Genomic DNA, 12,079 nt, shown 5'->3' with positions numbered 1-12,079 from the left:
GATGCCGCAGGTCACTTTTCTACCGCACGCCGAACATTGCCCTGACGGCATGGTCGTGGAGGCTGAGACCGGCAAGTCCCTGCTTGAAGTTGCCCACGACAACCATATCGAGATCGAAAGTGCCTGTGGCGGCGTGAATGCCTGCACCACCTGTCACTGCATCATTCGTAAAGGTTTCGACAGCCTCAATGAGGCTGACGACCTGGAAGAAGACTATCTTGATCGGGCGTGGGGCCTGGAGCCGACGTCGCGCCTGAGTTGCCAGGCAAAAGTGGGGACTGAAGACCTCACCGTCGAAATCCCGAAATATTCGCTCAACCATGCGGCCGAAGCGCCGCATTGATTCAAGGAAATGTCATGAGCCTGAAATGGGTTGATGTACAAGAAATCGCTATACAACTTGCGCAAGCTCATCCTGAGGTCAATCCTCTAACCGTGAACTTCGTCAAGCTGCGCGACCTCGTAATGGCGCTGCCGGATTTTGACGACATCCCTGACCGGGGTGGCGAGAAGGTCCTGGAGGCGATTCAAGGCCTGTGGATCGAAGAAGCAGACTGAGCCGCCTTTTTACGCAGTTAGGCAATACCCAATAACCCGCGTATAATTCGCGGGTTTAATTTTTCGTAAATTACCGTTTCTGGAGTTACACCATGGCTGTTCAACGTACTTTCTCCATCATCAAGCCTGACGCTGTTGCAAAAAACGTCATCGGCGAGATCACCACTCGTTTCGAAAAAGCCGGCCTGAAGGTTGTAGCTTCGAAACTCAAGCAACTGTCCAAGGCTGAAGCTGAAGGCTTCTACGCTGAGCACAGCGCTCGTGGCTTCTTCGGCGACCTGGTTGCCTTCATGATCTCCGGTCCTGTTGTTGTTCAGGTTCTGGAAGGCGAAAACGCTATCGCTCTGAACCGTGAGCTGATGGGCGCTACCAACCCTAAAGAAGCAGCTGCCGGCACCATCCGTGCTGACTTCGCTGAGTCCATCGACGCCAACGCTGTTCACGGCTCGGACTCCGAAGCTGCTGCTGCTCGCGAAATCTCGTACTTTTTCGCTGCTACTGAAGTAACCGCTCGCTAAGCATCGGCTTAAAGAGTGAGGGTGAATCCATGACTACATCGACTGTTAAAACCAACCTGCTGGGTCTGACTCAGCCGGAAATGGAGAAATTCTTCGACTCAATCGGGGAGAAGCGTTTCCGTGCCGGTCAGGTAATGAAGTGGATTCACCACTTTGGCGTCGACGATTTCGACGCCATGACGAACGTCAGCAAGGCCCTGCGCGACAAGCTCAAGGCCATTGCCGAGGTGCGTGGTCCCGAAGTGGTCAGCGAGGACATCTCCAGCGACGGTACCCGTAAGTGGGTCGTGCGCGTGGCGTCTGGCAGCTGTGTCGAGACCGTGTACATTCCCCAGGGCAAACGTGGCACTTTGTGCGTTTCGTCCCAGGCAGGCTGTGCCCTGGACTGCAGTTTCTGCTCCACCGGCAAGCAAGGCTTCAATAGCAACCTCACCGCCGCTGAAGTTATCGGCCAGGTGTGGATTGCCAACAAATCCTTTGGCAGCGTCCCGGCGACCGTCGACCGTGCCATCACCAACGTGGTGATGATGGGCATGGGTGAGCCGCTGCTGAACTTCGACAACGTGATTGCGGCCATGCACCTGATGATGGACGACCTGGGCTACGGCATCTCCAAGCGCCGTGTGACCCTGTCGACCTCCGGCGTGGTACCGATGATCGATGAGCTGGCCAAGCACATCGACGTCTCCCTCGCGTTGTCGCTGCACGCACCTAATGACGCATTGCGTAACCAATTGGTGCCGATCAACAAGAAGTATCCGCTTAAGATGCTGCTCGAGTCGTGCCAGCGTTATATGGCGACCCTGGGTGAGAAGCGAGTGTTGACCATTGAGTACACCATGCTCAAGGACGTCAACGACAAGCTGGAGCACGCGGTCGAGATGATCGAATTGCTCAAGGACACCCCGTGCAAGATCAACTTGATCCCGTTCAACCCGTTTCCCCATTCTGGCTACGAGCGGCCGAGCAACAACGCCATCCGTCGTTTCCAGGATCAACTGCATCAGGCCGGCTATAACGTCACTGTGCGAACCACCCGTGGTGAAGACATCGATGCCGCGTGTGGCCAATTGGTTGGGCAGGTGATGGACCGCACCCGCCGCAGTGAACGTTATATCGCCGTGCGCGAACTTAACGCCGCTGAAGATTTGCCGCAAATCGCTGTGAATCGAATCTGAGAGAGGATCTCTATGCCCTTGCGCCTTGCGCTGCTTTTACTCTTTACCGGCCTGGTGGCCGGTTGCGTTTCATCGGGCCATGACAGCCCGTTGCGCACTGATAAAGGCCGTGATGAGGCGCGAGTTGCCTATGTGCAACTGGGCTTGGGGTATCTGCGCCAAGGCATGAGCGAGCAGGCCAAGGTGCCGTTGAAAAAGGCCTTGGAGCTGGACGCCGATGATGCCGATGCCAACGCCGCGCTGGCCCTGGTGTTTCAGGCCCAGGCCGAGCCCGAGCTGGCCGACCGCTATTTTCACAAGGCCCTGGCCTCCCGTCCTGCCGACCCGCGGCTGCTGAACAACTACGGCAGTTTCCTGTTCGAGCAGCAACGGTATGAGCTGGCGTCACGTTATTTCCAGCAAGCCTCCACCGATACTCTCTACCCGCAGCGTTCGCGGGTGTTCGAGAACCTCGGTGTGACCTCGATGCGCCTCGGCCAACGCGACAGCGCCCGGCAGCAACTGGAAAAAGCCCTGCATTTGAATAGTCACCAGCCACGGGCATTGCTCGAAATGGCTGAGTTGTCTTACGAAGACAGGCATTATGTGCCGGCACGTGACTATTACGAGCGTTTTAGCCTGCTCAGCGGGCAAAATGCACGTAGTCTATTGCTCGGTATGCGCCTGGCGACGGTTCATGAAGAACACGACACGGCCGCACGTTTTGGCCAGCAACTCGAACGACTCTATCCCGGTACGCCGGAATATCAGCAATACCTGTCGGAGCAATGATGAAAGCCGCGCACCCGGAAGATGTAGCAGCTAATCGCGTCAACCCAGGCGAAACCTTGCGCCAGGCCCGCGAAAGCAATGGTTGGTCGCTGGCGGAAGTGGCCCTCAAGCTCAATTTGACCAGCACCTCCCTGGCCAACCTGGAAGCTGGCGCGTTCGACAAGCTGCCTGGGCACACCTTTGCCCGCGGCTATATCCGCGCCTATGCCAAATTGCTGGGTATCGATCAGGCTGTGCTGGTCCAGGAGTTCGACCAGTTCACCGGCACCGATGCCCAGGGCAGTAATGTCCATGGGTTGGGGCGTATCGAAGAGCCAACGCGGGTTTCCCACACCATTTTGCGGATTGTCAGCCTGTTGTTGCTGATCGCCGTGGTCGGCGGCGGTTTTGTCTGGTGGCAAGACCAGACCTCCCAGCGCAACAAAGACCTGACCAGCAACGCCATGGAACATGTCGAAGTCGAAAGCGCCGACGGCACCACCCAGATTCACCCCCTGGACGAGCCGGAAGACCAGGCCGTGGTAGAAGGGCAAGCCGCGCCGCAAGCGCCGGCCACTGCCGAGCAACCGGTGCCAGACGCTGGCACGGCCCCGGCTGCGACGGCTGCGGTACCCGCCCCGGCTGCTCCGAGCACTCCGGCAGCACCCGTGGCCCAGGCTCCGGTGGTTCCGACACCTGCACCTGCGACCCCTGCGCCAGCCGCACCCGCAGCGCCGGCGATGTCGCCTCCCACCAGCCCTGCGTTGATCGCCGGTGATGGGCGCGTACAAATTACCTTCATCGCTGACTGCTGGACGCAGGTCACCGATGGCAACGGCAAAGTGCTGTTCAGCGGTTTGAAGCGTAAGGGAGATACGCTTGACCAGGGCGGCAAGCCTCCTTTGACGCTGCGTCTGGGCTTCGCCCGTGGCGCGCAAGTGGCCTACAACGGCCAGCCTGTAGACGTGGCGCCGTTCACCAGTGGCGAGACTGCTCGCCTCAAGTTGGGACAATAGTCATGCACGGCGAATCTCCAATCAAACGTCGCGTATCGCGCAAGATCTGGGTCGGCTCGGTGCCGGTGGGTGGCGATGCCCCTATCGCAGTGCAGAGCATGACCAACAGCGACACCAACGATGTGGCCGCTACCGTGGCCCAGATCAATCGTCTGGAAGCGGCGGGTGTGGACATCGTGCGGGTGTCCGTTCCGGACATGGACGCAGCCGAGGCCTTTGGTCGTATCAAGCAGTTGGTCAAGGTGCCACTGGTTGCCGATATTCACTTCGACTACAAGATCGCCTTGCGCGTGGCCGAACTGGGTGTGGACTGCCTGCGTATCAACCCCGGCAACATCGGGCGTGAAGATCGCGTGCGTGCCGTGGTGGATGCTGCCCGTGATCGCGGTATTCCGATCCGCATTGGCGTCAATGCTGGCTCCCTGGAAAAAGACCTGCAAAAGAAATACGGCGAGCCCACGCCGGCAGCCCTGGTTGAGTCGGCATTGCGCCACGTTGAACACCTGGAACGCCTGAATTTCCAGGACTTCAAGGTCAGCGTAAAGGCCTCCGATGTGTTCATGGCGGTAGAAGCCTACCGCTTGCTGGCCAAGGAAATCGTGCAACCGCTGCACCTGGGCATCACCGAAGCGGGCGGTTTGCGCTCAGGCACAGTGAAATCTGCGGTGGGTCTCGGTATGCTGCTCGCCGAAGGGATTGGCGATACTATTCGCATCTCCCTGGCGGCAGACCCCGTAGAGGAAGTGAAAGTCGGTTACGACATTCTCAAATCCCTGCGTTTGCGTTCCCGTGGTATCAACTTCATCGCCTGCCCGAGCTGCTCGCGGCAGAACTTCGACGTGGTGAAAACCATGAACGACCTGGAGTTGCGCCTCGAAGACCTGCTGGTGCCGCTGGATGTCGCAGTGATCGGTTGTGTGGTCAACGGGCCGGGTGAGGCCAAAGAGGCCCACGTGGGCCTGACCGGTGGTACACCGAACCTGATTTACATCGACGGCAAGCCGTCGCAGAAGCTAACGAATGACAATCTGGTGGATGAGCTGGAAAAGCTGATCCGCGAGAAAGCGGCCGAGAAGGTCGCCGCTGACGCAGCGCTGATCGCTCGCGGCTGATTGACCGAATTTAAGGATCTGATGTGAGCAAGTCTCTGCAAGCCATTCGTGGCATGAACGACATCCTGCCGGAGCAGACGCCACTGTGGCGCTACTTCGAAAGCACTGTCGCGCGCCTGCTGGATAACTACGGTTACAAGCAGATCCGCATGCCGATCGTCGAGTTCACCGAACTGTTCAAGCGCTCCATCGGTGAAGTGACCGACATCGTCGAAAAAGAGATGTACACCTTTGAAGACCGCAACGGCGACTCCCTGACCCTGCGTCCGGAAGGCACTGCCGCGTGCGTGCGCGCCGTACTGGAACATGGCATCACCGGTGGTGGCCAGACCCAGAAGCTGTGGTACATCGGCCCGATGTTCCGCCACGAGCGCCCTCAGAAAGGCCGTTACCGCCAGTTCCACCAGATCGGTTGCGAAGTGTTCAACCTGGACGGCCCGGACATCGACGCCGAGCTGATCGTGCTGACCTGGCGCCTATGGGGCCAGTTGGGCATTCGTGACGCGGTCAAGCTTGAACTCAACAGCCTGGGCACCAGCGAGTCCCGGGGCCGCTATCGTGAAGCCCTGGTCGAGTACCTGTCGGCCCACCTGGACAAGCTGGACGAAGACAGCCAACGCCGTCTGAAGACCAACCCGTTGCGCGTCCTGGATACCAAGAACGCCGACACCCAGGCCGTGCTGGTCGATGCGCCGAAAATGGCCGATTACCTGGACGACGAGTCCCGTGTGCACTTCGAGGGCCTCAAGGCTCGCCTGGATGCAGCCGGTATTCCCTACGTGATCAACCCCAAGCTGGTGCGTGGCCTCGACTACTACAGCAAGACCGTGTTCGAGTGGGTCACCGACAAGCTCGGCGCCCAGGGCACCGTGTGTGCCGGTGGTCGCTACGACGGCCTGGTCGAGCAAATGGGCGGCAAACCGACCACGGGCGTGGGCTTTGCCATGGGCATCGAGCGGTTGATCCTGCTGCTGGAAACCCTGGAGCAGGTCCCGCAAGAGATTTCCCGTCAGGTGGACGTGTACCTATGCGCCTTCGGCGAGGCTGCCGAACTGGCGGCCCTGGCCTTGAGCGAAAAAGTACGTGACCAACTGCCGAGCCTGCGCCTGCAGGTCAATGCCGGCGCTGGTAGCTTCAAGAGCCAGTTCAAGAAGGCCGACAAGAGCGGTGCGCTGTACGCACTGATCCTCGGCGATGACGAGCTGGCCCAGCAAGTGATAGGTTTCAAACCCCTGCGTGGCCAGGGCGAACAACAGAACATTGCCTTTGATGCGCTCGCTGCGCACTTGGCCACCTGCGTTGTGCAGGGTTGAAGCTGTCGAACAGCCGAATTTAGCGATTAAGGAGTATTGGGGTGTCGAGTACTGATGATGAGCAACTGGCCGACTTCAAGGACTGGTGGCAGCGTAACGGCAAGCCCCTGGTCACAGGCGGCCTGCTGGCGCTAGTGGTGGTGTTCGGCTGGCAAGCCTGGACCAAGTATCAGGCCAACCAGTCCCAAGGTGCCTCGATCGTTTATCAGCAATTGCTGGAAACTACCCTGACCCCGGACGGCAAGCCTGACCCTGCGCAGGTAGCAGACCTGGCCGGCAAGCTGAAGAACGAATTCGGCGGTAGCACTTACGCCCAGTACGGCAGCCTGTTCGTCGCGAAAGTCGCGGTCGACACCGGCAAGCTGGATGACGCGGCCACCGAGCTGAAGGCCATCGCCGACAAGCCGACCAACCCGACCCTGGGTGAAATCGCACGTCAGCGCCTGGCACAGGTATTGGCGGCACAGAACAAGGCTGACGAAGCACTCAAACTGCTCGACGGCGATGCTGACAAGGCATTCGTGGCCACTCGCGAAGAGCTCAAGGGCGACCTGTTGGTCCAATTGGGTCGTACCGACGAAGCCTATGCTGCGTACCAAAAAGCCAAGGCGGCGCTGTCTGATGAAGCAGCGGTCGGTGGCTTACAAATCAAGCTCGACGACTTGGCCAAAGGGGATGCGTGACGTGATCCGTTGGAAACATGCAGCATTGCTGGCTCTGGCCGTTTTGGCCGCGGGTTGCAGCAGCAACAGCAAAAAAGAACTGCCTCCTGCCGAGCTGACCAGCTTCAAGGAAGAAGTAGTCCTGCAAAAACAATGGAGCCAATCCATTGGTGATGGGCAGGGCGACCTCTACAACCTGTTGCAGCCGGCGATTGACGGCGACAACATCGTGGCCACTGATTCCACTGGCGTCGTGGTTGCCATGGATCGCATGAACGGCGACGTGAAGTGGAAGAAAGACCTCGAACTGCCGGTTTCCGGCGGTGTGGGCGTCGGCTACGGCATGGTGCTGATCGGTACCCTCAAGGGTGACGTGGTCGCACTGGACTCCAGCACCGGTGAAGAGAAATGGCGCGCTCGCGTGACCAGTGAAGTGCTCTCGGCACCGGCGACCAACGGCGATATCGTCGTGGTGCAAACCCAGGACGACCGCGTGATCGGCCTGGATGCCTCCACCGGTGACCAACGCTGGTTGTACGACAGCACCCCTGCGGTGTTGACCCTGCGTGGTACCAGTGGTCCGATTGTGACCAACAACCTGGCCGTTGCAGGCCTGTCGACCGGTAAAGTGGTTGCCCTCAATACCCAGAACGGCGTGCCGGCCTGGGAAACCCGTGTGGCCATCCCGCAAGGTCGTTCCGAACTGGACCGCGTTGTAGACATCGACGGCGGCTTGCTGCTGTCGGGTGAAACGATCTACGTCGCCACCTACCAGGGCCGTGTTGCCGCGCTGGACCTGCAAAGCGGCCGCATCAACTGGCAGCGTGATGCTTCCAGCTATGCGGGTGTCGCCCAAGGGTTTGGCAGCGTCTATGTGAGCCTGGCATCCGGCACCGTTGAAAGTGTCGATGAGCGTTCCACCACTGCGCTGTGGAGCAATGACTCCCTGGCTCGCCGTCAGCTGTCGGCACCGGAAGTCTTCTCCAGCTACGTGGCGGTCGGTGACTTCGAAGGCTACCTGCACCTGCTGAGCCAGGTGGACGGTCGTTTTGTCGGTCGCCAGCGTATCGACAGCGACGGCCTGCGTGCGCGTCCGCTGGTGGTGGGTAACATGCTTTATGTGTATGGCAACGGCGGCAAGCTGGAAGCCCTGACCATCAAGTAAAGGTTTGACTATGCTTGGGGTAACCCCCAGGCGGCCCTGCTTCAATGCTCTGTGTAGGAGCGAGCTTGCTCGCGAAGGACGTCAACGATAACGCGGGTTTTCTGGATAAACGCGTCGTTCTCGGTTTTTTCGCGAGCAAGCTCGCTCCTACAGTAGTAGTGCCAGAGCAGGGCATGTGGCATTTCAAATGCTGCCCCGAGCACCAGCCGCTGCCCCGCAGCGGCTTTTGTATTTTCTGAAATAACGAAGTGGAGAGCCGCATGGTTCCCGTAATCGCCCTGGTGGGCCGACCTAACGTCGGCAAGTCCACCTTGTTCAACCGCCTGACCAGGACTCGCGACGCCATTGTCGGCGACTTGTCCGGTCTGACCCGTGATCGCCAATACGGTGAGGCAAAGTGGCAAGGGCGCTCCTATATTATTGTCGACACCGGTGGTATCTCCGGTGACGAGCATGGCATGGACGAAAAGATGGCCGAGCAGTCGCTGCTCGCTATCGAAGAAGCCGATGTGGTGCTGTTCCTGGTGGACGCCCGTGCGGGCTACACCGCTGCCGACCAGATGATTGGCGAGCACCTGCGCAAGCGCAACAAGCGTTCCTATCTGGTCGCCAACAAGATCGATAACATCGATCCTGAGGCGGCGCGTGCCGAATTCAGCCCGATGGGCCTGGGCGATGCGATCCCGGTCGCCGGTGCTCACGGTCGTGGCATCACCCAGATGCTGGAAATCGCCCTGCGCGACTTCCCCAAGGATGACGTCGAGGAAGAAGAGGGCGAAGAAGAGATCGTTGCTGAAGGCGAGGAAGCCAAGCGCATTCCTGGCCCGAGCGAAAAAGACGGTATCAAGATCGCCATCATTGGCCGTCCGAACGTCGGCAAGTCGACCCTGGTCAACCGTATGCTCGGTGAAGACCGCGTTATCGTCTATGACCAGCCCGGTACCACCCGCGACAGCATCTACATCCCGTTCGAACGCAACGAGGAAAAGTACACGCTGATCGACACCGCCGGTGTGCGCAAGCGCGGCAAGATCCACGAAGAAGTTGAAAAGTTCTCCGTGGTCAAAACCCTGCAAGCCATCAAAGACGCCAACGTGGTGATCTTCGTGATGGACGCCCGCGAAGGCGTGGTGGACCACGACCTCAACTTGCTGGGCTTTGCCCTGGAAGCCGGTCGTGCGCTGGTGATCGCGATCAACAAGTGGGACGGCATGACGCCGAGCGAGCGTGATTTCGTCAAGATCGAGCTGCAACGCCGCTTGTTCTTCGTCGAATTCGCCGATATCCACTTCATCTCGGCACTGCACGGCACTGGCGTGGGCAACCTCTACGCGTCCGTACAGAACTCGTTCAAGTCTGCGGTCACCCGCTGGCCGACCAACCGCCTCACCCAGATCCTGGAAGACGCGGTGGGCGAGCACGCACCGCCGATGGTCAACAACCGCCGGATCAAACTGCGTTACGCCCACTTGGGGGGTGCCAACCCGCCGATTATCGTGATTCACGGTAACCAGATCGAGAAGGTGCCCAAGTCGTACGTGCGTTACCTGGAAAACACCTACCGCCGTGTCTTGAAGCTGGTCGGTACGCCGATCCGTATCGAGTTCAAAGGTGGCGATAACCCGTACGAAGGCAATAAGAACACACTGACCGACCGTCAGGTGAACAAGAAGCGTCGTTTGATGACTCACCACAAGAAGGCCGACAAGAAGCGCCGTGACAAGAAATAACGGCAGCTTTGAGTGGTAAGCGACACGCTGCAAAAAAGGGCTCCTTTGGAGCCCTTTTTTATGCGCGACCGTTTGTGCCTTGACCCGATGCAATAGGCAGCTTAAAACTTGGGGCTCACCTGCAGGGGCTTTTGATGATCACCAGTAAGCTGCCAAACGTCGGCACGACCATTTTCACCACCATGTCGCAACTCGCCGCCGAAACCGGCGCGCTCAACCTGTCCCAGGGTTTTCCCGATTTCAATGGCCCTCAAGGCTTGCTCGATGCGGTGGGCAAGCACATCGCCCTCGGCCATAACCAGTACGCCCCCATGACTGGCCTGCCGGCGCTGCGCCAGCAAGTGGCTGCCAAGATTGCCCGTAGCTATGGCGCCACAGTCAATGCCGACACTGAAGTGACCATCACGCCTGGCGCCACCGAAGGGATCTTCTGCGCGATCCAGGCAGTGATTCACAGCGGCGATGAAGTCATCGTGTTCGACCCCAGCTACGACAGCTACGAGCCTTCGGTTGAACTGGCCGGTGGTCGTTGCGTGCATGTGCAGCTGAGCCTGCAAGGCTTCGCCCTGGACTTCGAGAAACTCAAGGCTGCGCTTTCACCGCGTACGCGCATGATCATCCTCAATAGCCCGCACAACCCCACCGGCGCCTTGATCAGCCGTGCCGAGCTGGGCCAGTTGGCCGAACTGATCCGCGACCGCGATATCTACCTGGTCAGCGATGAGGTCTACGAGCACCTGGTGTTCGACGGTGTGCCCCATGTCAGTGTATTGGCCCATGAGGAGCTGTATCAGCGCGCGTTCGTGGTCAGCTCATTCGGCAAGACCTATCACGTCACAGGCTGGAAGACCGGCTATGTGGTCGCGCCACCGGCCCTTAGCGCCGAACTGCGCAAGGTGCATCAATATGTCAACTTCTGCGGTGTCACCCCTTTGCAGTACGCTTTGGCGGACTTCATGGCCGAACACCCGGAGCATGTCGAAGAACTACCGGCCTTCTATCAGGCCAAGCGGGACTTGTTCTGCGACCTGCTGGCGCCATCGCGCTTGAGCTTCACCCGGGTGACCGGCACTTACTTCCAACTGGTGGATTACTCGCAGATTCGCCCAGACCTGGATGACGTGGCCATGTCCCTGTGGATGACCCGCGAACATGGCGTGGCGACCATTCCGGTTTCGGTGTTCTACCAGCACCCACCCCAAGGCCAGCGCCTGGTGCGCCTGTGCTTTGCCAAACGCGAGGAGACGCTGCGACATGCGGCGCAAAAACTATGCGTGATCTGAGTACATTGCCCAATCTGAACATTGCCCTGGTGCAGACGAGCCTGGCCTGGCATGACCGCCAGGCCAATTTCGAACACTTCGAGTTGCTGCTGGAGCAGGCCAAAGGCGCCGACTTGATCGTGCTGCCAGAGATGTTCACCACAGGGTTTTCCATGGAATCAGCAGCCCTCGCCGAGCCGGAAAACGGCCCCACCCATCATTGGCTCCAGGCCCAAGCGGCAAAGTATCAGGCCGTGATAACGGGCAGTGTGATCATCCAGGCCGCCGATGGCAGCCACCGCAACCGCCTGCTGTGGGCGCGGCCGGATGGCGAGGTGTTGCATTACGACAAGCGCCACCTGTTCCGCATGGCCGGTGAACATGACCATTACACCCCAGGCGAGCGCCAGGTGCAGTTCGAATTGAAGGGTTGGCGCATTCGTCCGCTGATCTGCTATGACCTGCGCTTCCCGGTGTGGAGCCGCGATGCCCAGGACACGGACCTGCTGCTGTACACCGCCAACTGGCCAGGTGCGCGGCGTCAGCATTGGAATCGGCTGTTGCCGGCACGGGCGATTGAAAACCTGTGCTATGTGGCGGCGGTGAACCGGGTGGGCACCGACGGCAAGGGCTTTGCCTACACCGGCGATAGCCAGGTGTTGGATTTCCAGGGTGAGACGTTGCTGAGCGCAGGGGAGGCGGATGGGGTGTTTCAGGTGATCCTGGATGCGGCGGAGCTGGCGGCTTACCGTACGAGGTTCCCGGCGAACCTGGATGCCGATAGCTTTCAGTTTGTCTGAGGCTTATCTGTCGCC

At 59.5% G+C, this 12,079-nt stretch carries 14 protein-coding genes; all 14 read left to right on the top strand.

The window, feature by feature from the left end; all coding sequences use genetic code 11:
- Position 1 precedes the first annotated feature (1 nt).
- The 14 genes from fdx to A7K61_RS07375 all read left to right on the top strand — a co-directional run bounded on the left by fdx (position 2) and on the right by A7K61_RS07375 (position 12,064).
- On the top strand, positions 2-343 hold the full coding sequence (fdx, locus tag A7K61_RS07440) for an ISC system 2Fe-2S type ferredoxin (protein ID WP_069557291.1): 342 nt from the start codon (positions 2-4) through the stop codon (positions 341-343).
- 14 nt (positions 344-357) lie between these two features.
- Positions 358-558 (top strand): Fe-S cluster assembly protein IscX, encoded by a 201-nt coding sequence (gene iscX / locus A7K61_RS07435; protein WP_014719820.1) that lies wholly within the window; start codon positions 358-360, stop codon positions 556-558.
- Positions 559-650: 92 nt separating this feature from the next.
- The gene (gene ndk, locus A7K61_RS07430; protein WP_003175956.1) at positions 651-1,076 is read left to right on the top strand and encodes a nucleoside-diphosphate kinase; all 426 of its coding nucleotides are present in this window, start codon (positions 651-653) and stop codon (positions 1,074-1,076) included.
- A gap of 29 nt (positions 1,077-1,105) precedes the next feature.
- On the top strand, positions 1,106-2,254 hold the full coding sequence (gene rlmN / locus A7K61_RS07425) for a 23S rRNA (adenine(2503)-C(2))-methyltransferase RlmN (protein ID WP_003194014.1): 1,149 nt from the start codon (positions 1,106-1,108) through the stop codon (positions 2,252-2,254).
- A 12-nt stretch (positions 2,255-2,266) separates the two neighbouring features.
- Positions 2,267-3,025, top strand: a complete 759-nt coding sequence (gene pilW / locus A7K61_RS07420) for a type IV pilus biogenesis/stability protein PilW (protein WP_069557290.1) — start codon at positions 2,267-2,269, stop codon at positions 3,023-3,025.
- Entirely contained in the window at positions 3,025-4,020 is a 996-nt protein-coding gene (locus tag A7K61_RS07415) for a RodZ family helix-turn-helix domain-containing protein (protein ID WP_069557289.1), read from the top strand. The genes pilW and A7K61_RS07415 overlap by 1 nt, the downstream gene beginning before the upstream one ends.
- A gap of 2 nt (positions 4,021-4,022) precedes the next feature.
- Entirely contained in the window at positions 4,023-5,132 is a 1,110-nt protein-coding gene (ispG, locus tag A7K61_RS07410) for a flavodoxin-dependent (E)-4-hydroxy-3-methylbut-2-enyl-diphosphate synthase (RefSeq protein ID WP_003175952.1), read from the top strand.
- A 23-nt stretch (positions 5,133-5,155) separates the two neighbouring features.
- Positions 5,156-6,445, top strand: a complete 1,290-nt coding sequence (gene hisS, locus A7K61_RS07405; protein WP_032895392.1) for a histidine--tRNA ligase — start codon at positions 5,156-5,158, stop codon at positions 6,443-6,445.
- Positions 6,446-6,486: 41 nt separating this feature from the next.
- Positions 6,487-7,128, top strand: coding sequence for a YfgM family protein (locus A7K61_RS07400; protein ID WP_032895393.1), 642 nt, complete (start codon positions 6,487-6,489; stop codon positions 7,126-7,128).
- Positions 7,121-8,272 (top strand): outer membrane protein assembly factor BamB, encoded by a 1,152-nt coding sequence (bamB, locus tag A7K61_RS07395; RefSeq protein ID WP_003194009.1) that lies wholly within the window; start codon positions 7,121-7,123, stop codon positions 8,270-8,272. Before A7K61_RS07400 ends, bamB begins: the two co-directional genes overlap by 8 nt.
- Positions 8,273-8,337: 65 nt before the next feature.
- Positions 8,338-8,511, top strand: a complete 174-nt coding sequence (locus tag A7K61_RS33090; protein WP_153475168.1) for a hypothetical protein — start codon at positions 8,338-8,340, stop codon at positions 8,509-8,511.
- Between the two features lie 21 nt (positions 8,512-8,532).
- Positions 8,533-10,002 carry a ribosome biogenesis GTPase Der gene (gene der, locus A7K61_RS07385; protein WP_003194008.1) on the top strand — a complete coding sequence of 490 codons (1,470 nt, stop codon included), beginning with the start codon at positions 8,533-8,535 and terminating at the stop codon, positions 10,000-10,002.
- Positions 10,003-10,136: 134 nt separating this feature from the next.
- Positions 10,137-11,285, top strand: a complete 1,149-nt coding sequence (locus A7K61_RS07380) for a pyridoxal phosphate-dependent aminotransferase (RefSeq protein WP_069557287.1) — start codon at positions 10,137-10,139, stop codon at positions 11,283-11,285.
- On the top strand, positions 11,273-12,064 hold the full coding sequence (locus tag A7K61_RS07375; protein WP_032897777.1) for an amidohydrolase: 792 nt from the start codon (positions 11,273-11,275) through the stop codon (positions 12,062-12,064). Before A7K61_RS07380 ends, A7K61_RS07375 begins: the two co-directional genes overlap by 13 nt.
- The last annotated feature ends 15 nt before the right edge of the window (positions 12,065-12,079 follow it).

The organism is Pseudomonas sp. AP42, from assembly GCF_001728935.1.
Lineage (GTDB): Bacteria > Pseudomonadota > Gammaproteobacteria > Pseudomonadales > Pseudomonadaceae > Aquipseudomonas > Aquipseudomonas lactis.
Note: the sequence above shows the minus strand (reverse complement) of the source record. Positions and strands in the feature narration are given on the sequence as shown.